Origin of the sequence: Neisseria sp. HMSC058F07 (assembly GCF_001810035.1) — a bacterium.
Classification (GTDB): domain Bacteria; phylum Pseudomonadota; class Gammaproteobacteria; order Burkholderiales; family Neisseriaceae; genus Neisseria; species Neisseria perflava.
This window is the reverse complement of the sequence record NZ_KV799696.1, coordinates 50,532-77,048: the sequence shown is the minus strand read 5'-3', so window position 1 is coordinate 77,048 and position 26,517 is coordinate 50,532. Positions and strand designations below refer to the sequence as shown.

General features: G+C 48.9%; 22 protein-coding genes. 12 read left to right on the top strand and 10 right to left on the bottom strand.

The genetic code is table 11. From position 1 onward, the window contains the following. Window positions 1–54: 54 nt before the first annotated feature. Both mutM and HMPREF2696_RS07665 read right to left on the bottom strand, forming a co-directional pair. A complete protein-coding gene (gene mutM, locus HMPREF2696_RS07670) occupies window positions 55–882 on the bottom strand; it encodes a DNA-formamidopyrimidine glycosylase (protein WP_070504764.1) in 828 nt (275 codons plus the stop codon). Between the two features lie 44 nt (window positions 883–926). Further along, entirely contained in the window at window positions 927–1,586 is a 660-nt protein-coding gene (locus tag HMPREF2696_RS07665) for a class I SAM-dependent methyltransferase (RefSeq protein ID WP_049336494.1), read from the bottom strand. Window positions 1,587–1,741: 155 nt separating this feature from the next. Here HMPREF2696_RS07665 and HMPREF2696_RS07660 point away from each other — a divergent pair, with 155 nt between their 5' ends. After that, on the top strand, window positions 1,742–3,850 hold the full coding sequence (locus HMPREF2696_RS07660) for a LysM peptidoglycan-binding domain-containing protein (RefSeq protein WP_049336493.1): 2,109 nt from the start codon (window positions 1,742–1,744) through the stop codon (window positions 3,848–3,850). 240 nt (window positions 3,851–4,090) lie between these two features. Here the strand turns inward: HMPREF2696_RS07660 and HMPREF2696_RS07655 are convergent, their stop codons facing one another. From HMPREF2696_RS07655 to gatC, 5 genes are all read right to left on the bottom strand, one after another. Then, the gene (locus HMPREF2696_RS07655) at window positions 4,091–5,095 is read right to left on the bottom strand and encodes an FAD-binding oxidoreductase (RefSeq protein WP_070588269.1); all 1,005 of its coding nucleotides are present in this window, start codon (window positions 5,093–5,095) and stop codon (window positions 4,091–4,093) included. Window positions 5,096–5,174: 79 nt separating this feature from the next. After that, window positions 5,175–6,605, bottom strand: a complete 1,431-nt coding sequence (gatB, locus tag HMPREF2696_RS07650) for an Asp-tRNA(Asn)/Glu-tRNA(Gln) amidotransferase subunit GatB (protein ID WP_003685244.1) — start codon at window positions 6,603–6,605, stop codon at window positions 5,175–5,177. Window positions 6,606–6,706: 101 nt separating this feature from the next. Further along, entirely contained in the window at window positions 6,707–7,327 is a 621-nt protein-coding gene (locus tag HMPREF2696_RS07645) for a trimeric intracellular cation channel family protein (protein ID WP_070588268.1), read from the bottom strand. A gap of 99 nt (window positions 7,328–7,426) precedes the next feature. Continuing rightward, on the bottom strand, window positions 7,427–8,875 hold the full coding sequence (gene gatA, locus HMPREF2696_RS07640) for an Asp-tRNA(Asn)/Glu-tRNA(Gln) amidotransferase subunit GatA (protein WP_070588267.1): 1,449 nt from the start codon (window positions 8,873–8,875) through the stop codon (window positions 7,427–7,429). A gap of 150 nt (window positions 8,876–9,025) precedes the next feature. Then, window positions 9,026–9,316, bottom strand: coding sequence for an Asp-tRNA(Asn)/Glu-tRNA(Gln) amidotransferase subunit GatC (gatC, locus tag HMPREF2696_RS07635; RefSeq protein ID WP_003685110.1), 291 nt, complete (start codon window positions 9,314–9,316; stop codon window positions 9,026–9,028). Between the two features lie 224 nt (window positions 9,317–9,540). Between gatC and HMPREF2696_RS07630 the strand changes: the two genes are divergently transcribed. The 7 genes from HMPREF2696_RS07630 to HMPREF2696_RS07600 all read left to right on the top strand — a co-directional run bounded on the left by HMPREF2696_RS07630 (window position 9,541) and on the right by HMPREF2696_RS07600 (window position 17,218). Then, a complete protein-coding gene (locus tag HMPREF2696_RS07630; protein WP_039862245.1) occupies window positions 9,541–10,578 on the top strand; it encodes a rod shape-determining protein in 1,038 nt (345 codons plus the stop codon). An 11-nt stretch (window positions 10,579–10,589) separates the two neighbouring features. Then, window positions 10,590–11,432: a rod shape-determining protein MreC gene (gene mreC / locus HMPREF2696_RS07625; protein ID WP_070588265.1), complete on the top strand. Its 843-nt coding sequence runs from the start codon at window positions 10,590–10,592 to the stop codon at window positions 11,430–11,432. Between the two features lie 4 nt (window positions 11,433–11,436). After that, window positions 11,437–11,937 (top strand): rod shape-determining protein MreD, encoded by a 501-nt coding sequence (gene mreD / locus HMPREF2696_RS07620; protein WP_070588264.1) that lies wholly within the window; start codon window positions 11,437–11,439, stop codon window positions 11,935–11,937. Between the two features lie 4 nt (window positions 11,938–11,941). Next, window positions 11,942–13,990, top strand: a complete 2,049-nt coding sequence (gene mrdA, locus HMPREF2696_RS07615) for a penicillin-binding protein 2 (RefSeq protein WP_070588263.1) — start codon at window positions 11,942–11,944, stop codon at window positions 13,988–13,990. Next, window positions 13,983–15,134, top strand: coding sequence for a rod shape-determining protein RodA (gene rodA, locus HMPREF2696_RS07610; RefSeq protein ID WP_070588261.1), 1,152 nt, complete (start codon window positions 13,983–13,985; stop codon window positions 15,132–15,134). Before mrdA ends, rodA begins: the two co-directional genes overlap by 8 nt. Window position 15,135: 1 nt before the next feature. Then, window positions 15,136–15,795 (top strand): MarC family protein, encoded by a 660-nt coding sequence (locus tag HMPREF2696_RS07605; RefSeq protein WP_070588260.1) that lies wholly within the window; start codon window positions 15,136–15,138, stop codon window positions 15,793–15,795. A 79-nt stretch (window positions 15,796–15,874) separates the two neighbouring features. Further along, window positions 15,875–17,218: an aldehyde dehydrogenase family protein gene (locus HMPREF2696_RS07600; RefSeq protein WP_070588259.1), complete on the top strand. Its 1,344-nt coding sequence runs from the start codon at window positions 15,875–15,877 to the stop codon at window positions 17,216–17,218. A gap of 300 nt (window positions 17,219–17,518) precedes the next feature. Here HMPREF2696_RS07600 and HMPREF2696_RS07595 read toward each other — a convergent pair whose 3' ends face one another. The 3 genes from HMPREF2696_RS07595 to mltG all read right to left on the bottom strand — a co-directional run bounded on the left by HMPREF2696_RS07595 (window position 17,519) and on the right by mltG (window position 20,752). Next, window positions 17,519–18,799 (bottom strand): malic enzyme-like NAD(P)-binding protein, encoded by a 1,281-nt coding sequence (locus HMPREF2696_RS07595; RefSeq protein ID WP_083300561.1) that lies wholly within the window; start codon window positions 18,797–18,799, stop codon window positions 17,519–17,521. Between the two features lie 263 nt (window positions 18,800–19,062). Then, the gene (tmk, locus tag HMPREF2696_RS07590) at window positions 19,063–19,689 is read right to left on the bottom strand and encodes a dTMP kinase (RefSeq protein WP_004520117.1); all 627 of its coding nucleotides are present in this window, start codon (window positions 19,687–19,689) and stop codon (window positions 19,063–19,065) included. Window positions 19,690–19,756: 67 nt separating this feature from the next. Beyond that, the gene (gene mltG / locus HMPREF2696_RS07585; RefSeq protein ID WP_004520116.1) at window positions 19,757–20,752 is read right to left on the bottom strand and encodes an endolytic transglycosylase MltG; all 996 of its coding nucleotides are present in this window, start codon (window positions 20,750–20,752) and stop codon (window positions 19,757–19,759) included. 115 nt (window positions 20,753–20,867) lie between these two features. On the opposite strand from mltG, the gene ampD reads away from it, so the two are divergent. The 4 genes from ampD to galU all read left to right on the top strand — a co-directional run bounded on the left by ampD (window position 20,868) and on the right by galU (window position 26,477). Continuing rightward, window positions 20,868–21,434, top strand: a complete 567-nt coding sequence (ampD, locus tag HMPREF2696_RS07580) for a 1,6-anhydro-N-acetylmuramyl-L-alanine amidase AmpD (protein ID WP_039862241.1) — start codon at window positions 20,868–20,870, stop codon at window positions 21,432–21,434. 175 nt (window positions 21,435–21,609) lie between these two features. Continuing rightward, window positions 21,610–22,878 (top strand): cell division protein ZipA C-terminal FtsZ-binding domain-containing protein, encoded by a 1,269-nt coding sequence (locus HMPREF2696_RS07575; protein WP_004520113.1) that lies wholly within the window; start codon window positions 21,610–21,612, stop codon window positions 22,876–22,878. A 139-nt stretch (window positions 22,879–23,017) separates the two neighbouring features. After that, window positions 23,018–25,486 carry an NAD-dependent DNA ligase LigA gene (gene ligA / locus HMPREF2696_RS07570; protein WP_004520112.1) on the top strand — a complete coding sequence of 823 codons (2,469 nt, stop codon included), beginning with the start codon at window positions 23,018–23,020 and terminating at the stop codon, window positions 25,484–25,486. Window positions 25,487–25,613: 127 nt separating this feature from the next. Continuing rightward, on the top strand, window positions 25,614–26,477 hold the full coding sequence (gene galU / locus HMPREF2696_RS07565; RefSeq protein WP_004520111.1) for a UTP--glucose-1-phosphate uridylyltransferase GalU: 864 nt from the start codon (window positions 25,614–25,616) through the stop codon (window positions 26,475–26,477). Window positions 26,478–26,517: the final 40 nt, after the last annotated feature.

The following is a 26,517-nucleotide window of genomic DNA, read 5'->3' as shown; positions in this document are numbered from 1 at the left end:
CTGTATGGTATTCATTATTTTCAGACGGCCTCTGACATTTAAGGCCGTCTGAAACTATTTCTGGCAATTTGGACAATAAAACGTTCCACGCTGCCCCAAAGTTTCTTTAAAAATCAGCCCGCCACATTGGACACAAGGCTCATTGTGACGGCCATAGACCGTATATTCCTGCTGAAAGTAGCCGCTTTTGCCATCGCTATTGACAAAGTCCCGCAGCGTACTGCCGCCCGTTGCAATCGCCCTTTGCAGAACCGCTTTAACGGTTTCCACCAATAATGCGCATTCTTTCTTGGTCAGCTTATTTGCCGGATGCAATGGCGAAATACCTGCCTTAAACAGACTTTCATTCGCATAAATATTGCCAACACCAACCACCACCGCATTATCCATCAGCGCTAATTTGACTGCACGCTTTTGGGTTTTCAATTTCTGATACAGGTAATTTGCATCAAAATCGTCCGAGAGCGGCTCCGGCCCCAGTTTTTCCAACAGCGGATGATGCTCGGCAATACCCTCATACCACAATACCGCACCAAATTTACGCGGATCGTGATAACGCAATACGGTGCCGTCATCAAATACAAAATCTAAATGATCATGCTTATCCGGCGTGGCGATGCGCTCATCATCGGCGGTAAAAATCCGCAAACTTCCGGACATACCCAAATGAATAAGTAAAATACCCGTTTCAAAAGTAATAATCAAATACTTCGCACGCCGACTGCATGCCAAAACTTTGTGCCCAGCCAAAATTTGCGCCAAGTTTGGATGAATAGGCCATCTCAATTTAAACTGGCGAATAATGACTTTTTCTATCTTCTTGCCATCAATATGAGGCGCGATTCCGCGTAAAGTCGTTTCCACTTCAGGTAATTCAGGCATCGTTATTCTCCAAATTCATCATTAATATACAGGCCGTCTGAAAACTATTCGGCCAAACGTGCCGTACTTAAAGCAACCGTATTGCCATCAAATGCAGATTCCAATTCAGGCAAAGGATGGACACCAATCAAATGTTTCGTTAACACCATCCCATAAACCGCTGCACACTGCGGCCACCACCTATCCCCTGCCTTTTCCATAAACCGCCAAAACTTCAAAGCAGAAGGCGAATTCACAGCAGGCAGATAATCCATAAACTGCCCATATTCTATTTCAAAACCAATATCCGCAATTTTTCGTTTCAACTCAGCCAGAGCCAAGCATTGAGATTTCAAAGGCAGCTTTTCCCCATCAAACCAAGAGCTCAACCCCCACAAAGATTTAGGGTTGAACCCCGTCAAAATCAATCTGCCTTCAGGTTTTAATATCCTAAACGCCTCTTGCAACACCAAATCTGCAGATGAAACTTCCAAAAGATGGGGCATCAATAACACATCCACGGAATGCGTTTCAAATGCCAACATTTCAGCATCCATCCGCACATCGCGAGGCACTACAAGCATGTTTTCAGACGGCCTCTGCCATACACCGCCCAATTGAACCGCCACCTGCCTATTCAAATACTGCAAATGCCGTCTGAAAAAATCCGCCTCTTTTTGAGCAAGATATTGTCCCATTGGCGTTTGCATAAAAAAAACTTCCATTAAAGGCCCCCTATGCATCCCGACTTGTGTGACAGAATTTTAACACCACGGCCACATCACACAAGCAAATTCCCTGCTCGACTTGACGTTTAAATGCTGAAACGATACTATCAAAAAGACGAAATTTTATTATATATTTGATAACTTTATTTACTATGGCAAAACTAAAAACCATCGCTCTGACCGTTTCAAGCCTGTCGGCGGTTTCCGCCACAGCCTACGCACAAAACGCTACACCCAACCAAGTCGGCATGGCCATGATGCGCCTCAACTCCGCCCTGCTCGACCAAGCCAAAGCACAAACCTTCGGCTCCGGCAGCTTATGGGCATCGTTGCGTAAAGACTTCCGCATCAACGAAGTCAATACAGAACTGGTTCGCCGCCATGAAAACAAATTTGCTGCAAACAGTGCATATTTCGACCGCACCATCTCCCGCAGCAAACCTTATATGTACCATATTGCCAATGAAGTTAAAAAACGCAATATGCCCGCCGAAATCGCTTTGCTGCCCTTCATTGAAAGCGCATTCGTAACCAAAGCCAAATCACACGTCGGCGCATCCGGCCTGTGGCAATTTATGCCGGCTACCGGCCGCCACTTCGGCTTGGAAAAAACGCCTTTGTATGACGGCCGCCACGACGTTTACGCCGCTACCGATGCTGCATTGAACTACCTGCAATACCTGCACGGTATGTTCGGCGACTGGTCTTTGGCGCTTGCCGCTTACAACTGGGGCGAAGGTAACGTCGGCCGTGCCGTAAACCGCGCCCGTGCGCAAGGTTTGGAACCAACATACGAAAACCTGCGTATGCCGAACGAAACACGCAACTACGTTCCAAAACTATTGGCAGTACGCAATATCGTTGCCAATCCGCAAACCTTCGGTATGAATATCAGCGAAATCAGCAATCAGCCGTATTTCAAATCTGTCAGCATCGACAAACCTATTGATAACAGCACAATCGCTCGTTTTGCAAACATCAGCGAAAGCGAACTGTTGGCACTCAACCCAGGTTTCAATGCCCCGGTATTTATCCCTAAAAACAATCGTCGCCTGTTGTTGCCGGTTTCTGCGGTTTCTGCATTTGAAAAGAACTACCGCAATGCCAATCCAGATACCCTGATGTCTTGGGATATTTATACTTCTTTGGGCAACAAGAAGCTTAACGCCATTGCCAACGATACCGGCATGAGCGTAGCCGAACTCAAACGCCTCAACGGCCTGAGCGGTAGCGCCATTTCTGAAGGCCGCAGCATTTTGGTGGCTAAAAACTCAGTTACCCAAAGTCAAGACATTATTAACTTTATCGACAAAGACAATACGCCGGATACTTACCAATCCAATATGCCGGCTATGTCGCCGATTATTGCTTCAAGCGTAGCAGAACCGGTTAAAGTTGCTCAAACTACCGTGACCAATATTGTTGCTCCTGTTGTTCCACAGTCCAGCAAACCGGTTGACTTTATTGCACGCAGCAAAACTGAAAACGTTACTTCCGTAGCGGTAACAGAAACCAAGGCGCAGCCTCAAGTTGCAAGTGCGGAAGTAGCCGCCCCTATTGTAGCCATGACCCATATTACTGCTGAGCCTGCTGCCACAAATGTTGCTGAAGCACCAAAAGCAGCTATCCCTGCCGACTTGACTGCACCGACTGTTGCCGCAAACGATGTAGCCCCTACTCCAGCAGTTGAATCTGTTGCTGTTGCTCCGGTTCAAGAAGAGCATGATGACCTGATGGCTTTGGTACAAAGCCAACCTGCGGAGGAACCTGCAGCGACTGTTGCTGAAGCGACTTCTGAAGCCAAACAAGTTCAAACTGTTGTGACTGCCGAAAGCGCTCGTACAGCTCGTATCGCAGCCAATACCGCTAAACAACAACAACGCATCAATGCGCGTCTTGCCCGTGTAAATGGCCAACAAAACACACAAACTGCAGCACTTGCAGCAGGCACACACCGTGTGGAAGATGGTGATACGTTGTTTAATATCTCCAAACGTTACAACTTGAGCGTAGCTGATTTGATTATTGCCAACAACATCAAAGGCAACAATATCAGAAAAGGCCAAATCCTCCGTGTTACAGCTACTCCGGCAAAAGTCCGCAGCAACCCGGTTCAAAACGTTTCCTACACTGTACGTAAAGGCGATACCCTGAACACCATCGCCAGCCGTTTCAATGTTGATATTAACGATATCCGCCGTTGGAACCGCAATACCCGTACCGTATCTCCCGGTCAACGTTTGAAACTGATTGGTAGCTAATATTATCTTTAAAACAAAGGCCGTCTGAAAGATTCAGACGGCCTTTTTCTTGATGATAGATAATCAAGTTAATGTTTGATAACAAACAGAATAGTCTTTACTTAAAGATAAAAATATTTTTTGAAAATTACTGTATAAAAAAAGAGTGTGCAAAAACACACTCTCTTCTTCAAACGAATTGTCGTCAAACCCTATGCTAAATACCCTTATCCAAACATATGAATTCCGTAAAATATATTCCTATGCCGGTGAAAAAGCATCACAGAAGAAGGCATCTTCCGGTAAAGCGCAATTTTGAGTCAGCAAACTTTGCGCACTCTCGGTCATAGCTGGTGACCCACAAGCATAAACTTCGTATTGGCTCAAATCAGGATAATTTTGTGCGGCAACATTTTGCACGTACCCATTCTCCCCTTTCCAATCGGAATCAGGCTTAGAAAGAACAGGCGAGAATTTCGCATTTTTCAGACGGTCTATTAATGCTTCTGCTTCTTCCAATGCGTACAAATCCTCCTGCTGACGTGCTCCCCAGTAAAAATGAACCTGACGTTCGCTATTCTGATGAATCAAATCAAGCAAGATGCTGCGGATAGGTGCGTAACCTGTACCCGTTGCCAACAAAACAATCGGTTTATTGCTGTCCTGTTGCAAAGTGAATGTACCTAATGGCCCTTTAACGCGGACAATGCCTTTTTCTTTGATTTTAGGCTCGGCACCAAAAATCATTTCTGAGCATACGCCGTTTTCACGTTTGCGGATATGCAGGTCCAAAACACCTTCTTGGTCAGGAGAATTGGCAATTGAATAGCTGCGGCTGATATTGCCGGGAAGCAGCACATCAATATATTGTCCGGCATAAAATGCAAATGACGGCGCTTTAGGCAAAGCCAATCGCAACAAAGCAACATCATGTTTGATTTCAATCGTTTCAATGCGTACAGGCAAAGTGCGCACCGGCAAAGCATTTTGATTAAAACCCGGCACATTGATTTTGAGGTCGCTCTTTGCAGTGGTACAGCACAATAACACTTTACCTTGTGCTTTTTCTTCTTCACTGATGGCTTTATCAATATGTTTGCCCATTTCAAATTCGCCACTAATCAACTCAGCCTTACACTGCCCGCAGGCACCACTTTTGCAAGAATGAGGCAAATTTAAATTCTGACGGGTTGCGGCAGCAAGAACAGTTTCGTCCTCATTCGCCGTAAATGTAGTTTGATCTGGTAAGGTAATGGTATGTGTCATGGTATTTAGAATAAATTTATTATCAAAAACAAAGGCCGTCTGAAAATAAAACCTGTTTTCAGACGGCCTATCCTATCTATCAAGCCAATTTGGCTTTAATCAACTCTTGAACCTGAGCCGGATTGGCCTTGCCTTTACTTGCTTTCATCACTTGGCCGACAATCGCATTTAAGGCTTTTTCATTACCGGAACGGAATTGCTCAATGGCTTTCGCATTGTTTGCCAACACTTCATCCACCATCGCTTCAATTGCGCCAGTGTCAGTAATCTGTTGCAAACCATGTTTTTCGATGATTTCGGCAATACCTGCTTCAGGCTCAGCCCACATCGCTTCAAAAGCTTTTTTCGCCAATTTGCTGCTTAATGTTCCATCTGCAACTTTAGCAACCAACTCGGCAAGGCGTGGAGCTGTAATCGGGCTTTCAGCCAATTCCAAACCTTCTTTGTTCAAGGTAGCGGCAAGCTCGCCGTTCATCCAGTTCGCCGTCAATTTACCTTGGCCGCAGGCTTTGGCCGCTTCTTCAAAATAGGCAGCTTGGGCGCGGCTGGCAGTCAACAGGCGCGCATCATAGTCAGACACGCCGTAATCGGCAACAAAACGCGCCGCCATTTCATGCGGCAACTCAGGCATTTGCTCTTTGGCCTTTTGCAATTGGCCGTCTGAAATAATGACCGGCAGCAAATCCGGATCAGGGAAATAGCGGTAATCGTGCGCATCTTCTTTCAAGCGCATCACACGGGTTTCGCCTTTTTCAGGGTCAAACAGCATGGTTGCCTGCTGTACTTTACCACCATCTTCCAAGATTTCGATTTGCGCTTCCACTTCATAATTGATGGCTTGTTCCAAGAAGCGGAAAGAGTTGAGGTTTTTGATTTCACGGCGTGTACCGAACTCCGCCTGACCTTTTGGACGTACAGAAACGTTGGCATCAACACGGAACGAGCCTTCCGCCATATTACCGTCGCAAATATCCAGCCAAGTCACCAAACCGTGCAACGCTTTAGCATATGCCACAGCTTCGGCTGCAGAGCGCATTTCAGGCTCGGAGACAACTTCCAATAAAGGCGTACCGGCACGGTTTAAGTCGATACCGGTTGCACCGTTCAAACCTTCATGTACGGATTTACCTGCATCTTCTTCCATGTGCGCACGGGTAACATTGATGGTTTTAACCTCGTCGCCCACTACGATTTCCAATTTGCCATGCTCAACAATCGGCAAATCCAACTGACTGATTTGATAGCCTTTCGGTAAATCAGGATAAAAATAGTTTTTACGGTCGAACACGTTTTTCTGATTGATTTTTGCATCCAAAGCCAAACCGAGTTTGATGGCTTTTTCGACGACTTCGCGGTTCATTACCGGCAATACGCCCGGCAACGCACACTCAACCACGCTGGCGTGGGCATTAGGCTCGGCACCGAATGCAGTGGATGCGCCGCTGAAGATTTTGGATTGGGTGTTGAGTTGGACGTGGATCTCCAGTCCGATTACGGTTTCCCAAGTCATAAGGGTCTTTCTGTCGAAAAAAAGTTAATCGGTTAAATGAGTGATTCGTTTTTCAGACGGCCTGAATAAGAAACCATAACAGGCCGTCTGACAAGATAAGTCTATTTCCTACGGCGTTGGAAACCGGGCAGTTGCCAATGGAAACGGTATGCAGTCAAGCGAAACAACAATCCGCCGGCAAAGAGCAGGTTTAACGTAAAAATATTAATCCAGCCCAAATGCCCGAACAGATAAATCAGCCCGCCAATCAAAATGGCTACGCTGCCGTAAAGGTCGGTACGCAAAATCATCGGCACGTCATTGACCAAAATATCGCGCGCAATACCGCCGCCAACGGCTGTCACAAAAGCCAAAGAAATAACGCCGAACAAATTAAGTTGCAAAGCCATACCGATTTGTGCGCCGGTAATGCTGAACGCTGCCAAACCGATAGCATCGGCAATAATAAAAGCAGCAGCCAAATAGGTGCTGCGATAACGTTGCACCCTTATCAACCATGCAATGGCAAGCGTGGCAAACACGACTATCAGCGCATCGGTTTGCAAAAACACCTGCGGAATTCGGCCAATCAAGCCGTCGCGTATCATGCCGCCACCGACAGCCGTCAGTAACGCGGTAATGACGACACCGAGTACATCCAACCGCTTGTTGTAGCCGACCAAATAGCCAGAAATGGCAAACGCGGCTGTCCCAATGATTTGAATGAAGTCGGTGGCAGTCATGATTTTTAAATATCTACAATATGCAGCACCTCAATACATTCAGGCACTTTTATATGGTTTATTTTCAGACGGCCTTGAATCATCAAGGCCCTAAAAACATTATTCCGGCGCTTTAGTGTGCCAATCGCTGTTCAGTTGAACCTGATGTGCGGCACCCAAAATTTTGGCTTCGGAGAAATAATTACCGATAAATTGCACACCAATCGGCAGACCGTTTGTGCTGAAACCGGCAGGCAGGGTCAGTGCAGGCAAACCGGCAAGGTTCACGGCGATAGTGTAAATATCGGACAAGTACATTTGTACAGGGTCGTGGATGTCGCTGCCAAGTTTCGGTGCGGCAGTCGGTGCAGTCGGCGCCAAAATGAAATCACATTGACCAAAGGCCGTCTGAAAATCATTGGCAACCAGACGGCGCAATTTTTGCGCTTTCAGGTAGTACGCATCGTAGTAACCATGGCTCAATACATAAGTACCGATCATGATACGGCGTTTGACCTCGCTGCCGAAACCTTCGGCACGGGTGTTGCTGTACATTTCTTCCAAATCGCCAAATTGCGCCGCACGATGACCATAACGTACGCCGTCGAAACGGGATAAGTTGGTACTTGCTTCAGCAGAGGCGAGAACGTAATAAGCGGGAATCGACAATGATGTTTGCGGCAGGGAAACTTCAACAGTCTCCGCGCCTTGAGCTTTGAGCAAATCGATAACGCTTTGCAAGGCCGTCTGAACATCGGCATCCGCGCCTTCGCCGAAATATTCTTTAGGCAACCCGATTTTCAAACCTTTAAGCGGCTTGTCCAAATCACGGGTGTAGTCTTCTTTGTCGCGTTCCAAGCTGGTGGAATCGCGCTCGTCAAAGCTGGCCATAGCGTTCAACAAAATCGCACAGTCTTCGGCCGTTTGCGCCATAGGACCGGCTTGGTCAAAGCTGGAAGCATAAGCAACCATACCGAAGCGTGAAACCGTACCGTAAGTCGGCTTGATGCCGGTAATACCGCAATGCGATGCAGGCTGACGGATAGAACCGCCGGTATCCGAACCCAGCGCAGCTGGTGCCAAACGCGCCGCGATTACAGCTGCCGACCCGCCTGACGAACCGCCAGGAACATGTTCAAGATTCCATGGGTTTTTGGTTGCGCCGTAGAATGAAGTCTCATTGGTCGAACCCATGGCAAATTCGTCCATATTGGTACGGCCGAGAGTCACCATGCCGGCATCCAACAGGTTTTGCACCACAGTGGCAGTATAAGGAGAAACAAAGTTATCCAACATTTTGGAGCTGCATGCACTGCGCCAACCTGTTTGGCAGAAAATATCTTTATAAGCAACCGGCACACCGGTCAAAGCCGTTGCATTGCCGGCTGCGATACGCGCATCGGCTGCTTTGGCCTCAGCAAGGGTCTTATCTTGATCGATGGTCACATAGCCGTTGATGGCAGGGTTTTTCGCAGCAATAGCGGCCAAATATTCGGTCGCCAATTCGACTGCGGAAATTTGTTTGGATTGCAGCAGGCTGCTGGCTTGTTTGAGCGTGTAAGCGGTCATTGTGCCGTACTTTCTATAAAACAGTTTTTGCTTTCAAAACAGATATTGAAAACATCCGTTTAAATCAATAAATCGGGCCGTCTGAACAAAGTATCCTTTCAGACGGCCTTGCAATAGGGGCTTGCCGATAAGCAAAGGCCATCTGAAACCTTATTCTTCAATCACTTGAGGAACGATATACAGTCGGTTGCGCACTTCGGGGGCAACAGCCTGATATTCTGCGGCATGATCGGTTTCAGTCACTTTATCTTCGCGCAGGCGCAAAGCGGCTTCGTGCGGATGCGCCATGGGTTCAATGCCGTCGGTATTGACGCTTTGCATGTTTTCAACCATGGCGAAAATGTCGTTCAACTCGGCAAGCGTTTTGTTTTTTTCTTCGTCCGTTAAAGTGAGGCGCGAGAGTTTTGCGATTTTTTCCACATCATTTAAGCTTAAAGCCATAAAAAATCCTTGTCTGATAGCAATGCCTCTTAGGTTTGGGGTATCATTGCATTTCGTCTTCTATGAAGCGAAGAATTATAACCGAAAACCAAACAGGTTGGCATGGTGTTTTAATTCAGACGGCCTTTTAAGGGGGCATTTATCCGTCTTAAACCGTGTACCTGTTTTTCTTATTTTAAATAATGCTAAACACATCCGGGCTGGGCCGGAATTTCAGGAATCCTATGTTTCGTCTTTTATCTCGTTTCCTCTCCAATGATATTGCCATCGACTTGGGCACGGCCAACACGCTGATTTTTGTACGCGGCAAAGGGATTGTTTTGGATGAACCGTCTATGGTTGCGATTCAATCCGGCGCAGGCAATAAAAGTAAAATTATGGCTGTGGGCACGGAAGCCAAAAAAATGCAGGGCCGTGCGCCGCGCAATATTGAAATCGTCCGCCCGATGAGGGACGGCGTGATTGCTGATTTTGTGATTACCGAGCGTATGCTGGGTATGTTGATTAAAAAAGCCACCGAAGGACGGTCTTTGGTTCCGCCTCGTGTGGTTATCTGTGTTCCGGGCGGCTCTACCCAAGTGGAACGTAAAGCGATTTTGGATTCAGCGTTTGCCGCCGGCGCGGCAAGCGTACATTTGATTGAAGAACCGATGGCTGCCGCTTTAGGCGCAGGCTTGCCGATTGAAGATGCGGCAGGTTCGATGATTGTCGATATTGGCGGCGGTACGACTGAAATCGGTATTCTTTCACTGGGCGGCATGGCCTATTCTGCTTCTGTCCGCGCAGCCGGCGATGAATTCGATAAAAGCATCATCCATTACCTGCGCCGTCATCGCGGTGTCTTGATTGGTGAAGCTACGGCAGAAGAATTGAAGAAACAAATCGGCTCTGCATCGGGCTTTGAAACCGAAACAGCCATGCGCATTAAAGGCCGTGATCTGGCTGAAGGCACGCCTAAATCCTTGGCGGTTACATCAAATGAAATCCGTGAAGCATTGAGTGAAACGGTAAATCAAATCATCCGTGCCGTCCGTCTGGCTTTGGAACAGGCTCCACCCGAACTGGCCGGCGACATTGCCGACCGAGGCATTATGCTGACCGGCGGCGGCGCGCTTCTGCACGGTATTGATACCGTCTTAGCCGATGCAACCGGCCTGCCCGTCGGTATTGCCGACCAGCCTCTGAACTGCGTTGCCTATGGCGCCGGTAAGGCTTTGGACTATATCGGCAAATGGGATACCGTATTCACGGAAAACCCATAAGGTAGATGGTTATGGAACGCTCTTCTTTGCGCTTTGACGAGGCAAAAGGCCCTAAGCTGTTGCCTCGTTTTGTCGTTTATATCACGCTGGCTGCCGGCCTGATGGTGGCCGATTACCGCTTTTCATTGATGCAGCCTGTACGTGCGGCAGTAATGCCCATGCTCTATCCTGTTCAATGGCTGGCGAATCAACCTGTTCAACTTTATCAATATTTTGCTGACCTCTCCCAGTCCAAATCCGAGCTCTTGGAACAAAACCGCCGGCTTTTGGAAGAAAATGGCCGTCTGAAAATCGATTTGCAGCGAGATAAAGTCAATACCGATGAATTGCACGAATTGAAAAAACTGTACGGTTTGCAACAAAAAGGCATTCACAACGTTATCGGTGCGGAAGTCATTTCCAATGGTAAAGATCCGCTTTCCGAAAGACTGATTATCGGCAAGGGCAGTCAAGATGGCTTGAAAGTTGGCGATGCGGTCATCGATCAAAGCGGTTTGATCGGCCTGTTGACACAAGTTCACACACAAAGTGCGGAAATTGGGCTGATTTCGGACGGACAAAGCATTGTTCCGATAGCCGTCAGCCGTACCGGCGAACGCAATTTGGCATACGGCAATGGCAACGGTTTGGATTTGCGCTATTTCCCAACCGGTTCAGACTTGAAACCCGGCGATGTCCTGCTGACTTCCGGTTTGGACGGTACTTATCCGGCAGGGATTCCCGTTGCAACCGTCAGCAAGGTTGTCCGTGCATCGGGAACACCTTATTACGATACGCAACTGACGCCTTTGGCCGCTTTACGCAGCAGCCGTTTTGTCTTGGTACTTTCTTCCGCCCCTTCTTCCCCACGCTGATTTCATGAACGATTTTGACGATTCTTACCGTGCAGTACCGTTGCACATCATGGTGGCCAGTCTCATTGTGATGATGATACTGGACTTTATGCCGTTTTCCTTTGACGGATTCTTTTGGCTGCCTGAAATGACGGCACTGATGTTGCTGTATTGGACATTGCACCAACCGCAACGCGCAGGCATGGGACTGGCTTTTGTCATCGGCCTGATTGTCGATGCTGCAACCGCTGCGACTTTGGGCTTGCACGCCCTGTCTTACGTCGTGATGACTTATTTCATCTTAAACCGCCGTCGCCAAATCATGCTTTACGGCCACATTATGCAATTGGCCGCTGTATTGGCTGCACTGCTTCTCAATCAGGCCGTCTTAACTGTTGCCCGCTTGTTCCTTAATCATCAGGTCATCACTTTGCAAGGCTTTGTTGCCCCATTTGTCGGCGCATTACTTTGGCCGATACTCAGCCAGCTAATGTTGATTGTGACCCGTATTTACCGCTCCCACTGAAAAGATGAAACCGACTCTTCCACGCCGTCTTTCCGGTGGTCAACATACCAAGAAACCTTCCGCTCAGGCAGCACAAGCCGACGCTTTGTTGCGCCTGCTCGTTGCCTTTATCCTGATTGTCATCTTCTTTTCCATCTTGCTGGCGCGGTTCTTTTACCTGCAAGTGACTCAACACAACGAGTTTTCCGGTCAGGCATCGAGCAACCGCATCACCTTGATTCCAACGTCGCCTGTACGCGGCGAAATCGTCGATATCAACGGCGTTCCTTTGGCCAAAAACTATCCAGTCTTTTCGCTAGAAGTTATTCCCAACCGCATTGAAGGCAAGATGGAAGATGTCATTGAAGCATTGAAAAAATACGTCGATATTACGCCGACAGATTTAAAACGCTTCAAAAAATACCGCGAAAGCTATCGAAAATTTGAAAATATCCCGCTCAAGCTCAGGCTGACCGATGAAGAGGCCGCCCGCTTGTCCGTACATCTGCGCGAATTCAAAGGCGTAGAGGTCAATTCACGCACATTCCGCGAATATCCTTACGGCAAACTGACTTCCCATTTCTTAGGCTATATCGGTCGTATTAGCGACAAAGACAAAGAAATGCTGGAAGAAGAAGGCCTGACCGCCCTCTACCGCGGCAGTACGCATATCGGCAAATCCGGCTTGGAGAAATATTACGAACACCAGCTTCATGGTGTTCCAGGCTATCAGGAAGTCGAAAAAGACGCTTACGGCAACATTGTCCGCGTATTGAAAAATGTTCCGTCCAAAATGGGGCAAACCTTGCGCCTGGGCATGGATATCCGTATGCAGCAGGAAGCCGACCGCATTTTAGGTGACCGCCGTGGCGCATTGGTGGCCATCAATCCGCAAGACGGTACTGTTTTGGCATTTGTTTCTAAGCCTTCTTTCGATCCCAACCTCTTTATTGACGGCATCGACAGCGACACTTGGAAAATGCTGAATGACGATTGGAAAAAGCCTTTGATCAACCGCGTTACCCAAGGCCTTTATCCGCCGGGTTCTACATTCAAACCCTTTATGGGCATGGCCTTATTGGAAAGCGGCAAAATCACTCAAAACACCATCGTCCCCGCCCCCGGCGCATGGAGCATACCCGGCAGCCGCCATATTTTCCGCGACTCTGTCCGCAGCGGTCACGGTTTTGCCAACTTAAGCAAAGCCATTCAAGTATCCTCAGATACCTTCTTCTACCGCTTGGGTTACGAAATGGGTATCGACAAAGCCTCTCCGTATCTGGCGCAATTCGGTTTCGGCCAGAAAACCGGCATTGACCTGCCTAGTGAATATGTAGGCGTTTTGCCCAGCCGCGAATGGAAAGCCAAACGCTTTGCCAAATCTTCCGACCCTACTGCCAAAGAATGGCGCGCCGGCGAGATGGTTTCCGTCAGTATCGGCCAAGGCTACAATGCCTACACGCCTTTGCAAATGGCACATGCGACAGCATCTCTGGCCAACAACGGTGTTGTCCATCAGCCGCATTTGGTCAAAGAAATATTGGATTTCGGCGCGCGCAAAATTACCCATATCAACCCCAATCCTGAGCGTCAAATTCCATTCAAAACCGACAACTTCGAATACGTCAAACGCGCAATGGAAAAGGTATTGAAACCGGGCGGTACGGCGCACCGTATCGGTGGCGGACTCTCCTATACGATGGGTGGTAAAACAGGTACGGCCCAGGTCGTGCAAATCAAACAGGGTGGCCGCTACAATGCCGCAGCCCTGCGCGAACAACACCGCGACCACGCATGGTTTATCTCGTTTGCGCCATTGGAAAAACCTGAAATCGCCATTGCCGTTATTTTGGAAAATGGCGGTTGGGGGGCTTATGCCGCGCCATTGGCTCGTGAAATGACTGATTTTTATATGCTTAATGTCAAGCCGCAACAGTTTTCAGACGGCCTTGAATCAGATTCGGCCAAAACCGAAACAACGGACAAACATCAGCCTATTACCAGCATTTTCCAATCTGCCTACGGACTGACGCCGACAAGCCCTGCCTCACAGCCGGAGGTTCATCATGAATAACACATCAGCGTGGAAAAATTTCAAATCCACCATTGCAGCCCCGATTGACCCTTGGCTGTTTTTTGCCATGCTCGCCATCTACATCATGAGCCTGTTCCTGCTCTATTCTGCGGACGGGCAAGAGTTCGGCCAATTAGAAAATAAAACCATCCATACCGTTTTGGGCTTTGCCCTTTTATGGATTATCGCCGTATTCAAGCCACAAACGGCTGCCAAAGTTGCCCTGCCTGTTTACATTGTCGGCGTATTACTGCTGATTGGCGTTGAAGTCGCCGGCGTTACCGTCAACGGCTCGACCCGTTGGCTGAGTCTCGGCTTTACCCGTATCCAACCTTCCGAAATCATGAAAATCGGTATTCCCATGACTGTCGCGTGGTATTTCCAACGCTATGAAGGCCGTCTGAAATGGATACATTATATTGTCGCCCTCGTTCTGATTCTTGTTCCTGTCGCCCTGATTTTGAAGCAGCCAGATCTGGGGACGGCCGCGCTGATTATGGCTTCGGGTATTTTTGTCATCTTCTTTGCCGGATTGCCTTGGAAGGCTATTTTTGCTGCTATTATTGCCTTTGTGGCCGCTTTGCCGCTCTTGTGGAATTACGGCATGCACGACTATCAGAAAACCCGCGTCCTTACCCTGCTCGACCCAACCAAAGATCCGTTAGGAGCAGGCTACCACATCATCCAATCCATGATTGCCATCGGCTCGGGCGGTATATGGGGTAAAGGCTGGCTCAACGGTACGCAAACCCATTTGGACTATATTCCCGAATCAACGACTGACTTTATTTTCGCAGTATTCGGCGAAGAGTTCGGCCTGATTGGCAATATCCTTTTACTGCTGGTTTACCTTATCATTCTGTCACGCGGATTGTGGATTGCCGCGCAAGCTCAATCCCTTTACAGCCGTACTCTGGCAGGCGCATTGACCATGACCTTTTTCTGCTACGCCTTTGTAAACATGGGCATGGTCAGCGGTATTTTGCCCGTTGTCGGCGTCCCCCTTCCCCTGGTCAGCTACGGCGGTACAGCTACACTTTCCATCATGGTGGTGCTCGCCCTGTTGATGGGTATTGCCAATGAACACAAAAACCTCCGCCGTCGTAATGCGGATAACGATGACCTAACTGAAAGCGAGAAATGATATGGAATTAGGTGTAGAAATCGGCAAACTTCTCGTTGCACTTCTTGTACTGATCAACCCCTTCAGCGCACTCTCGATTTATCTTGACCTGACGCAAGACCACAGCACCAAAGAAAAACGCAGAATTGCGCGTACTGCCGCACTAGCCGTTTTCATCGTGATTGTCGTCTTTGCGCTGGGCGGCGGTATCTTGTTGAAAGTACTCGGTATCAGCGTGGGCTCTTTCCAAGTCGGCGGCGGTATTCTGGTTTTGCTGATTGCCATCTCCTTAATGAACGGCAACGATAATCCTGCCAAACCCAAAATTGATTCCCATTCAGAAGAACATCAAAGTGCGCAACAAGTCCGCCGCAATGAAAAAGCGATTGCCGTCGTTCCTATTGCCATTCCGATTACCATCGGCCCCGGCGGTATCTCCACTGTCATCATTTACTCCTCTGCCGCCAAAAATTATAGCGATATTGCCCTGATTATCATCTCCGGCTTTTTGGTCAGCCTGATTTGCTATTTCATCTTGGTTGTGGCCGGACGCATCAGCAAACGCTTGGGCACCACCGGCCTGACCATCCTCAACCGTATCATGGGCATGATGCTTGCCGCCATTTCCGTAGAGATTATTGTTGCCGGCTTAAAATCTATTTTTCCCCAACTGGTCGCTTGAAGTACAATCATCACAATAAAAGGCCGTCTGAAACATTTTCAGACGGCCTCATAAAAACATAAAAACAAAGGAGCCAACTATGTTTCACAGCACCCACGTTTTCACCGGAGAAACCATTTACCGCCGACCGGCGCAAAGCTATACCGAGTTCACCGACGAATTAAACCGCCTCCAAACCCTTCAACAAACCTTCGCCCAATCAAGTATTACCGAACGCACCGCCCTCTTACAGCAATTTGCCGACAGCCTTACCCAAAACCAAGAACGCCTCGCCGAAATGGTTTGCGAAGAAGTCGGACGCTGCCTGCACGAATGCCGTGCCGAAATCAGCAAATCCATCGAGCTTATCCGCTACTACGTCCGCCTTGCCCCCGAGCTGCTTGCCCATAAAACCATCGCCCCCCAAGCCAGCCTCAGCCAGGTCCACTTCGAGCCTTTAGGCGTTGTTTTGGCGGTCATGCCGTGGAACTATCCTGTTTGGCAGATTTTACGATTTGCCATCCCAGCCCTGTGCGCCGGCAATGCCTGCGCGGTCAAACCTGCACCCAGTGTTGCCCGCGTCAGCGAAACCCTCTTCAGCCTCGTCCCCAAAGGTTTGCCGCTTATCGGCGCATGGTTAAACCATGAAGACACGCTTAAAGCCATCGAAGATACCGATGCCATGGCATTCACCGGTTCGACCCATACCGGCCGCCTGCTGGCTGCCCATGCAGGCAAACATCTGAAAAAAACCGTCCTTGAACTGGGCGGCAGCAATCCGTTTATCATCCTGCCCGACGCCGATCTGCAACGTGCAGCCATCGATGCCTGCTATTCTCGTTTCCGCGATGCCGGACAATCCTGCAATGCCGCCAAGCGCATCGTTATTACCCAAGATATTGCCGAACAATTTATCCCGCTCTTCCTTGCCGAGTGTGCCAAACTGCAAACCGGCAATCCCAAAGACCCGAACACCACCCTTGCCCCGCTTCACCGCCAAGACTTACGTCAAACCGTACACGAGCAGGTTCAAGATGCGGTTGCACATGGCGCGCAATGTTTGAGCGGCGGCTATATCCCTGATGGAGAAAGCTGGTTTTACCCTGCCACGGTATTGGATCAAGTCAACCCCAACTGCCGCGTTTGGCACGAAGAAGTCTTCGGCCCGGTTGCCATGATTTTACGCGCCGACAATCCGGATCATGCTGTCGCGCTTGCCAATGACACACCTTTCGGCCTCGGCGCCTGTATCTACACAGCGGATACGGCAAACGCATGGCAATACGCCGAAAAAATTCAAGCAGGCTCTGTCTTTATCAACCGCCACACCAGCAGCGACCTGCGCCTTCCCTTTGGCGGAGTCAAAGCTTCAGGCTATGGACGCGAGCTATCAGAATTCGGGCTGTACGAGTTCGTCAACGTCAAAACCTATTGGCAAAAATGAACCGTTTCATTAACTCAGGCCGTCTGAAAACCTGTTTTCAGACGGCCTGATGTTGTTTAAAAAGCTGGCAAAAATATTGTATTTAATCCCATACAAATTCTGCAAAATCAAAATACTTCAAAAATAAGAAACCTATCTTAGAAAGCAATCCATATACCCACGTCTCCGTTGAATCAGCAGCTTATCGTGTTTTTCATTCCAATTACTGCATTAAGCTATTTCTAAAATACCCAATAAACAAAAATGCCGTCTGAAATACAACTTTCAGACGGCATTTTCAATTAAATACTACTTACCGGATTACAATTTCAAACCGGCCAGTTTAGTAGCATACGCATCCAAATCAGCGATTGGACGGGTAGCCACGCCGCTTTCCATTGCTGCTTTAGCAGTAGCTGTAGCAACGCGAGGCAACAGGCGGGAATCGAATGGGGTAGGAATCAGGTATTCCGCACCGAATTCAAATTTCTTACCGTAAGCGGCAACCACTTCTTCAGTTACCCCTTCCATCGCCAAATCAGCCAAAGCATACACGCAGGCGCGTTTCATTTCTTCGTTGATTGTGGTCGCGCCGACATCCAATGCGCCACGGAAGATGAATGGGAAGCACAATACGTTGTTTACTTGGTTCGGGAAGTCTGAGCGGCCGGTACCGATTACCACATCCGGACGGGTTTCTTTTGCCAATGGAGGCAGGATTTCCGGATTCGGGTTTGCCATGGCGAACACGATTGGTTTTTCGTTCATGGTGTTCAGCATTTCTGGAGTCAGCAGGTTTGCGCCGGACAGACCCAAGAAGATGTCTTTACCTTTAACGGCATCAGCCAATACGCGTTGGCCGTTATCTTCAATGGCGTAGAACTGTTTGGACTCGTCCATACGGTCTTTGTCTTCGCGGGTTTTGTAAATCACGCCTTTGGAGTCGCAAACGGTCACGTTTTCGCGTTTCAAACCCAAATCCAGCAATTGGTTCAAGCAGGCAATCGCGGCCGCACCTGCACCGGAGCACACCAAAGTTGCTTCTTCGATTTTGCGGCCGGTATAACGCAAAGCGTTCAGTACAGCGGCAGCGGTAATGATGGCGGTACCGTGTTGGTCATCGTGGAATACGGGGATTTTGCAGCGTTTGCGCAATTCGCGTTCGATGTAGAAGCACTCAGGCGCTTTGATGTCTTCGAGGTTGATACCGCCGAAAGTCGGTTCCAAAGAAGCGATGATGTCTACCAATTTTTGAGGGTCTTTTTCATCGATTTCGATGTCGAATACATCAACACCGGCGAATTTTTTGAACAATACGCCTTTGCCTTCCATTACAGGTTTACCGGCCAATGCGCCGATGTTGCCCAAACCCAACACTGCTGTACCGTTGGAAATCACGGCAACCAAATTGCCTTTGGCAGTGTATTTGTAGGCAGTTTGCGGATCGGCATGGATTTCCATACAAGGAGCGGCTACGCCCGGAGAGTACGCCAACGCCAAATCTTTAGACGTGGCCAGAGATTTGGTTGGGGTAACGGAGATTTTGCCCGGCACGGGGAATTCGTGGAACTGCAGGGCGGCTTCTTTTAATGAATTTTCCATTTATCGATCCTGTTTGCGAGAGAGATTTTACAGCGAATAAGTCTGAAACAGGCTGCTTCAGACGTTTAAATTTTCTAAAGTCGGGTTGTTAACAGTCCGGCTTTGTAAGGGACCGTAATTTTATCATGTTCTTTTGGTGGCGCATACCGATATTTATTACATTTGTTTTGATATTTCGTTTTATTTGGTTTTATGTCTAAAAACTTCTGTAATAATATTTCTTCGCCACACTACCCTTCTTTCAGACGGCATTTTATTTAAACTTAAACATTCAATCCAAAATGACTGTCCAGCGCGGTTTCAATCTGATTTTTTACCGCGTCCAGACTTTGGCTGCTGTCGATGACGGCATAGCGTTCCGGCTGTTCGTTAGCACGTTGCAGATACACTTCGCGCACCCGATTGAAAAACTCGGCTTCTTCTTGTTCAAAGCGGTCTTTCTCACGCGTTTGGTTGATGCGCGCCATCGATACTTCCAAAGGCACATCCAACAGCAAAGTTAAATCTGGACGGAAATCGCCCTGCACCCAATGCTCAAGCGTGGCAATATCTTGCAAGGGAACACCGCGTCCACCGCCTTGATAGGCAAACGTTGCATCGGTAAAGCGGTCGGAAACGACATGCGTGCCGTTTTTCAGGGCAGGCAGAATGACTGTTTCCAAGTGTTGCTGCCTGGCTGCAAACATCAGCAGGGTTTCGGTACGCAGGCCGACTTGGGTGGCAGGGTTGAGCAGGATTTCACGCAATGCTTCTCCGGCCGGAGTACCCCCCGGTTCGCGCGTAAACAATACGGGCAGTTGGTGTTTCTCAAACCATGCTTTCATTACTGCGAGGTTGGTGGACTTGCCTGCGCCGTCTATGCCGTCAAGGGTAATAAATCTAGGTTTCATATGGATATCGTCAATTTAAAGGCCGTCTGAAACTGGGATTATAAATGTTTCAGACGGCCTATTCGGTTTATTTCTTCAAAATATATTTGCGCACGGCAGCGTTGTGTTCAGAAAGATTGTGGCTGAACTCGCTCAAGCCCGTACCATCCATTTTTGAGACGAAATACAGATATTTTTCATCAGACGGATGACCCGCTGCTTCAAGCGCGGCCTTGCCGGGAAGCGCAATCGGCGTCGGCGTCAAACCGCTGCGCGTATAGGTATTGTAAGGCGTATCGCGTTGCAGGTCGGCTTTGCGGATTCTGCCTTTATACGCATCGCCCATGCCATAGATAACGGTCGGGTCGGTTTGCAGGCGCATGCCGATATTCAGGCGGTTGACGAATACTGCGGCCACATGGGCGCGGTCGTCTTCGTGTGCGGTTTCTTTTTCAATCAGACTCGCCATAATCAGCATTTCGTACGGATTTTTATAAGGCAGGCCGCTTTGACGGTCGTCCCATGCTTCTTGCAGGTTTTCCCGCATTTTACGGTAGGCGATTTTGTAAATTTGAAGATCGCTGCCACCAGCATCAATTTCGTAACTATCCGGGAAAAACTGTCCTTCAGGATTGCTGCTCAAGGCATCGGGCGCCACTTCAGCCATTAGTTTTTCATTACTCCAACCGCGCGTATCGTGGGCAATGTCGGCAGTATTGTCGATAATACGGCGCATTTGGGCAAAACGCGCGCCTTCCAAAATTTGCACGCTGACCGAATCAGGACGGCCTTTTTTAATGCGTTTTAAAATGTCCCAAGCCGATACTTTGGCAGACAGGCGGTAAGAGCCGGCATTGAGTTGGTTGTGCACGCCCATCACATATGCGGCAGCTACCAGCACATAACGGTTATAAACAATGCCGTCTTGAGCCAGTTTGCGGCTGACGGAAGAGATACCTTGGTTTTTGGTAATGGTAATACGGTATGGTTTGCCGTTGTCTTTCGGAACAAACAACAATGCGGCAACCACGGCGGCAAATGCCGTCAAAAATACGGCCAGCCATTTCAACAATTTTTTCAACATGGTAGGATTCTTGGTTTGTGAACGTGTCGGGCAACAGTATAACCGAAAACAAGCACATTAAGCCTGCCACCTTCCCCAACGTATGTTTTCCTATCCCGAAAGGCCGTCTGAAACCATGAATTCCCCTTCAAAAAACACTTGGCAAAACGGCCGTTGGCTGAATGCACGCCAAACTCATTCGCCCAATTTCAGCCCGCGCGAACCGGATGAAAACGTCTCATTGGTTGTCCTCCACAATATTTCCCTCCCTCCTTTTGAGTACAACACAGGGGCAGTGGAAAAATTGTTTACCAACCAAATCAACCCTAACGAGCATCCTTTTTTCAGCATCATCCACACCTTGCGCGTCTCCAGCCATTTTTTCATCAGCCGTAAGGGCGAAACCGTCCAATTCGTTTCCTGCGACGACATGGCCTATCATGCCGGCGTATCGTCGTTTCAAGGCAGAGAAAAATGCAATGCCTTTTCCATCGGTATCGAATTGGAAGGCTGCGATTTCGAGCCTTTTACCGAAGCACAATACACCAGCCTACAAGCCTTGCTGACCGCCATTTCCGAGCATTACCCGATTCAGGCCGTTACCGGCCATCAAGACATCGCGCCGGACAGGAAAACCGATCCTGGGCATTTCTTCGATTGGCCACGCCTTCAAAAAGCAGGTTTCCCCATCCGGCGCGGATAACTTTCAGACGGCCTGAAATGATTGGCAGACATAATGCTGTCACAACCGTTTATTTTCGTTATAATTCAGCTATTCATTCGGACGCATAAAGTCCGGCTCCAACGAACTTCCCATGCAGCAAGATTCCGCACCCTGAAAAAGACGGAATGCTGCCTTTTTAAAAAGTGATTACTCCATGATTTTCATCGTCTTAGCCCTCGCCGCTCTTTTGGCGGTCATCGGTTACAACATGTACCAGGAAAACCAATACCGCAAACAAGTGCGCGAACAATTCGGCCATTCCGATAAGGATGCGCTTTTGACCAGCAAAACCAAGCACGTCCGCGACAGCAAAGAAACTGGCGGCCAAGGTTTGTTTATCAAGAAAAACAAAAAAACCGAAGAGGCATTACGCAACCTGCAAGAGCAAGATGAAATCTACGCGGCAAAAGCCAAACTGGCTCATCCTGCCCAACTTAAAACCGATGTCGAATTGACTGTGGAAGACGACTTTTCCGCAGAAGAAAAAATCCAACACACTGTTATCGGCTTAAACAACGAAATTACCATTAGCCCTGCCGAAGCCGCTTCTGCTCCGGTTGAAACCGCTTCCGAACCTGTGGTACAAGTACCATTGATCAGCTTGGACGAATTGTCGCAAGTCGAGTTGCCTTGGTTTGACCCGCGCTTCGACTACATGGCCTACATCTCCCTGAAACAAGCCCAAGAATTGCACGCCCTGCCGCGCCTTTCCGGCACACACCGCTTCCAAATCATCGGTTGCACTATGGACGACCATTTCCGCGTTGCCGAGCCGATTCCGGGCGTTTACTACCAAGGCTTCGTCATAGGCTTGCAAGCTGTCAGCCGCAACGGTTTGGCAGCGCGTGAAGAGCTGCAACACTTCGACCAACAGGTTGATGCTTTTGCCCAACTGATGGACGGCAAAGTTTTGCATACCGACTTGGATGCGTTCACCGAAGTCGCACAAGCTCTCGACCAATTCTGTGCGCGTGTTGACCAAACCATCGCCATTCACTTGGTTTCCCATTCCAACATCAGCGGCGTAGAATTGCGTGCCGCCGTGGAAGAAACCGGTTTCAAACTGGGTGAAGACGGCGCGTTCCACTTCGGCGACAACAACAACCCTCAATTGTTCTCCATCCATACTTTGGACAACAAACCGTTTACCAATCCTCTGTTGGACAACCAAGCCTACCGCGGCTTCAGCATGCTGTTGGATATTCCGCATGTTCCTGCCGGCGAAAAAACTTTCGACAAATTTATGGACTTGGCTGTCAAACTCTCCGGCCAACTCAGCTTAGATTTGGTTAACGACCAAATGGAAGAAGTTTCCACCCAATGGCTCAAAGACGTACGCAACTACGTTTTAGCCCGTCAGGAAGAAATGCTTAAAGTCGGCATCAAACCCGGCAGCAAACAAGCCCTGCGCCTGTTCTCTTAACTTCCCCAATCAAAAAGCGGATATGCAATGACGGCATATCCGCTTTTTTTCAGGTAAAATCCCTTCATCTTCAATATTCATCGATTTTCAGACGGCCTCTCTATCATCAGGCCGTCTGAAAACTCTATTTCGATTGCTCATGAATCCGACCGCACAACGTATCAAATACCTGACCGACCTCCTCAACCGCTACGCCTACGAATATTACACCCTAGACGCGCCCAGCGTACCCGATGCCGAATACGATAAATTGTTCCGCGAGCTCGAAGCATTGGAGTTGAATCACCCTGAGTTGAAACTGCCCGATAGCCCAACCCAGCGCGTCGGTGGCGAGCCTTTGGCAGGCTTTGATGAAGTGCGCCACGAAGTGCCTATGCTGTCACTGACCAACGCCTTTTCGCCACAAGACGAAAACGGCGTGTTTGACCATGCCGAAATGTACGCTTTTGATGAGCGCGTTCGTGGCGGTTTAAATGGAGAAAAACCGGAATACGTTATCGAGCCTAAATTTGACGGTCTGGCCATCAGCCTGCTGTACCGCGACGGCGTATTGACTCAAGCGGCAACCCGTGGCGACGGCACAACAGGCGAAGACGTTACCCAAAACGTCAAAACCGTATCCAACATCCCCCTGCGCCTGTATGGAGAAAACATTCCCGAGCTTATCGAGATACGCGGCGAAGTACTGATGCTCAAAGCCGATTTTGCCGCCTTAAACGCACGACAGGCTGAAAACGGACAAAAACCTTTCGCCAATCCACGCAATGCCGCTGCCGGCAGTCTGCGTCAACTCGATTCGCGCATTACTGCACAGCGCAAACTGCATTTCTTCCCCTATTCCATCGCCCGACAGCAAGGCGGTTTTATCGCAGAAGAACACCTGCAAGAGCTGGGCTACTGTAAAGAGCTTGGCTTCAGCCTGCCCGATGGCAATTTCGGCTGTTTCCCAAATATCAATGAAGTATTAGCGTTTTACGAGCAAATGCAGCAAAAACGCCCTACTTTACCTTATGAAATCGACGGCATGGTGGTCAAAGTCAACAGCTTGGCGCAACAGCGTGAACTCGGCTTCATCTCCCGTGCGCCGCGCTGGGCCATTGCCCACAAATTCCCTGCTGAAGAAGCATTGACCATTGTCGAAGCCATTGATGTACAAATCGGGCGCACCGGCGCAGTAACCCCCGTCGCCCGCCTGCAACCTGTATTCGTCGGCGGCGTTACCGTTACCAACGCCACCCTGCACAATCAGGACGAAGTATCTCGAAAAGACGTACGCGTTGGCGACACAGTTGTCGTACGCCGCGCCGGAGACGTGATTCCCGAGGTAGTGCGCGTGATTTTTGAACGTCGCCCAATGCAGGAGAGCAATATTTCCGTTTCAGACGGCCTGCAAGACGATTTGTTTGCCGAAACACCTTCTGAAACCCGAGCCGAACCGCTTCACAAACCCTACCGCCTGCCTACCCATTGCCCTATCTGTCACAGCGAAATCGAACGCGAAGAAGGTGAAGCGGTTGCCCGATGCAGCGGCGGTATGCTTTGCCAAGCACAACGCGCGCAAGGTTTAATCCACTTCGCCTCACGCAAAGCCATGGACATTGACGGACTTGGTCAAAAACAAATCGAGCAACTGGTAACACAAGATTTGGTTCGTCATTTCGCCGACCTCTACCGCCTCGATATCCCAACCCTGCAAAAAATGAAAGAAACGGCGGACAAAGCATCAGTTAATGAAGAAGAACCATCAAACAGTGAGATTGAAGACTTTGAAAACGAGAGCGGCAATGCCCTGCTTAGCAAAACCAGTAAAAAACAGCCAACTAAATGGGCGGAAAACATCCTCGCAGGTATAGAAGCCAGCAAAACGCCTGAACTTGCGCGCTTCCTTTTTGCCCTCGGCATCCGTCACGTCGGCGAACGCACCGCCAAAACGCTGGCGCAGGCATTCGGCACACTGGGAAACGTCCGCCATGCACCCGAACCCATCCTCGCCTGCCTGCCCGATATCGGTACAGTGGTTGCCCACTCCATCGCCCACTTTTTTGCCCAAGAAGCACAACAGGCGATGATAGACGAGCTGCTGGCTGTAGGTGTTGCCCTGCAAAGCCAGGCTGTCACTATCCCGCCGTTACGCCATGCCGAGCCGCAACGCTGGATTGCCCGCCTGCCTGATTTTAAAATCAGCGAAACCAAAGCGCTGGCCTTGTGGGAACTTGCTGGTCAAAGCATAGAAGGTTTACAAAGCGACAAAGCGTTACCTGCCGATTGGCAAACATGGCGCAGTAAACCGCAAAACGCAGCCCTGCTTGAAAATATGAAAACTTTCTTTGCTCAAACACTGTCTAAGCTTCAAGATGAAACTATTTCAGACGGCATCAATGAGACCATAGCAGGTAAAACCTTTGTATTAACAGGGACTTTACCTACACTCAAACGCGACCAAGCCCAAGCCATGATTGAGGCTGCAGGCGGTAAAGTTTCCGGCAGCGTATCCAAAAAAACCGACTACGTTGTCGCCGGAGAAGCCGCAGGCAGTAAATTGGAAAAAGCCCAAACTTTGGGCGTGGCCGTATTAACCGAAGAAGAATTACTGACGTTGCTGGGATAAGACAGTATCTATGACCAATCCTCCTTTTCAAACCGCCCGATACTTTATCATGTGGTATTATTGTTACATGCGACTACATCTTTACACTTTTTGGGGTATAAACCCACAGTTAAAATAGGATAATAATATGAAACCCATTAAAAAATGCGTCTTTCCCGTTGCCGGTATGGGCACTCGTTTCTTGCCTGCAACCAAAGCCAGCCCCAAAGAAATGCTGCCTATCGTGGACAAACCTCTGATTCAATATGCAGTTGAAGAAGCGGTTGAAGCCGGCTGTACTGAAATGGTGTTCATCACCGGCCGTAACAAACGCAGTATCGAAGACCATTTCGACAAAGCATACGAGTTGGAAACCGAATTGGAATTGCGTCAAAAAGACAAACTGTTGGCGCACGTTCGCGATATCCTGCCTTCCAACATTACCTGCATGTACATCCGTCAAACTGAAGCATTGGGTTTGGGGCATGCCGTATTGTGCGCGCAAGCTGCCGTCGGTAATGAACCTTTTGCCGTTATTTTGGCAGACGATTTGATTGATGCGCCTAAAGGCGCGCTAAAACAAATGGTTGACGTGTATAACCAAAGCGGCAACAGCGTTTTAGGCGTTGAAACCATCGATCCTTCCCAAACAGGCTCTTACGGTATCGTTGAAGTTGAAAAGCTGAAAAGCTATCAACGTGTAGTCAATATTGTTGAAAAACCAAAACCGGAAGAAGCGCCTTCCAATCTTGCTGTTGTCGGCCGCTACATCCTGACTCCGCGTATTTTTGACTTGTTGACCAACCTGCCCCGCGGCGCCGGTAACGAAATCCAACTGACAGACGGTATCGCCCGCCTGCTCGACCATGAGTTTGTGTTGGCTCATGCGTTTGATGGCAAACGCTACGACTGCGGCAGCAAATTGGGTTACCTTGAAGCAACCGTGGCTTATGGTTTGAAACACCATGAAACCGGCGAACAATTCAAAGAATTACTCAAGCAATACGCTTAAGCCCAGCCATTATAAAAAGGCCGTCTGAAATTTCAGACGG

What these genes read in the sequence shown, in the direction of transcription:
- mutM (WP_070504764.1), bottom strand. Translation starts at nt 882, where the DNA reads ATGCCTGAATTACCTGAAGTGGAAACGACTTTACGCGGAATCGCGCCT.
- HMPREF2696_RS07665 (WP_049336494.1), bottom strand. Translation starts at nt 1,586, where the DNA reads ATGGAAGTTTTTTTTATGCAAACGCCAATGGGACAATATCTTGCTCAA.
- HMPREF2696_RS07660 (WP_049336493.1), top strand. Translation starts at nt 1,742, where the DNA reads ATGGCAAAACTAAAAACCATCGCTCTGACCGTTTCAAGCCTGTCGGCG.
- HMPREF2696_RS07655 (WP_070588269.1), bottom strand. Translation starts at nt 5,095, where the DNA reads ATGACACATACCATTACCTTACCAGATCAAACTACATTTACGGCGAAT.
- gatB (WP_003685244.1), bottom strand. Translation starts at nt 6,605, where the DNA reads ATGACTTGGGAAACCGTAATCGGACTGGAGATCCACGTCCAACTCAAC.
- HMPREF2696_RS07645 (WP_070588268.1), bottom strand. Translation starts at nt 7,327, where the DNA reads ATGACTGCCACCGACTTCATTCAAATCATTGGGACAGCCGCGTTTGCC.
- gatA (WP_070588267.1), bottom strand. Translation starts at nt 8,875, where the DNA reads ATGACCGCTTACACGCTCAAACAAGCCAGCAGCCTGCTGCAATCCAAA.
- gatC (WP_003685110.1), bottom strand. Translation starts at nt 9,316, where the DNA reads ATGGCTTTAAGCTTAAATGATGTGGAAAAAATCGCAAAACTCTCGCGC.
- HMPREF2696_RS07630 (WP_039862245.1), top strand. Translation starts at nt 9,541, where the DNA reads ATGTTTCGTCTTTTATCTCGTTTCCTCTCCAATGATATTGCCATCGAC.
- mreC (WP_070588265.1), top strand. Translation starts at nt 10,590, where the DNA reads ATGGAACGCTCTTCTTTGCGCTTTGACGAGGCAAAAGGCCCTAAGCTG.
- mreD (WP_070588264.1), top strand. Translation starts at nt 11,437, where the DNA reads ATGAACGATTTTGACGATTCTTACCGTGCAGTACCGTTGCACATCATG.
- mrdA (WP_070588263.1), top strand. Translation starts at nt 11,942, where the DNA reads ATGAAACCGACTCTTCCACGCCGTCTTTCCGGTGGTCAACATACCAAG.
- rodA (WP_070588261.1), top strand. Translation starts at nt 13,983, where the DNA reads ATGAATAACACATCAGCGTGGAAAAATTTCAAATCCACCATTGCAGCC.
- HMPREF2696_RS07605 (WP_070588260.1), top strand. Translation starts at nt 15,136, where the DNA reads ATGGAATTAGGTGTAGAAATCGGCAAACTTCTCGTTGCACTTCTTGTA.
- HMPREF2696_RS07600 (WP_070588259.1), top strand. Translation starts at nt 15,875, where the DNA reads ATGTTTCACAGCACCCACGTTTTCACCGGAGAAACCATTTACCGCCGA.
- HMPREF2696_RS07595 (WP_083300561.1), bottom strand. Translation starts at nt 18,799, where the DNA reads ATGGAAAATTCATTAAAAGAAGCCGCCCTGCAGTTCCACGAATTCCCC.
- tmk (WP_004520117.1), bottom strand. Translation starts at nt 19,689, where the DNA reads ATGAAACCTAGATTTATTACCCTTGACGGCATAGACGGCGCAGGCAAG.
- mltG (WP_004520116.1), bottom strand. Translation starts at nt 20,752, where the DNA reads ATGTTGAAAAAATTGTTGAAATGGCTGGCCGTATTTTTGACGGCATTT.
- ampD (WP_039862241.1), top strand. Translation starts at nt 20,868, where the DNA reads ATGAATTCCCCTTCAAAAAACACTTGGCAAAACGGCCGTTGGCTGAAT.
- HMPREF2696_RS07575 (WP_004520113.1), top strand. Translation starts at nt 21,610, where the DNA reads ATGATTTTCATCGTCTTAGCCCTCGCCGCTCTTTTGGCGGTCATCGGT.
- ligA (WP_004520112.1), top strand. Translation starts at nt 23,018, where the DNA reads ATGAATCCGACCGCACAACGTATCAAATACCTGACCGACCTCCTCAAC.
- galU (WP_004520111.1), top strand. Translation starts at nt 25,614, where the DNA reads ATGAAACCCATTAAAAAATGCGTCTTTCCCGTTGCCGGTATGGGCACT.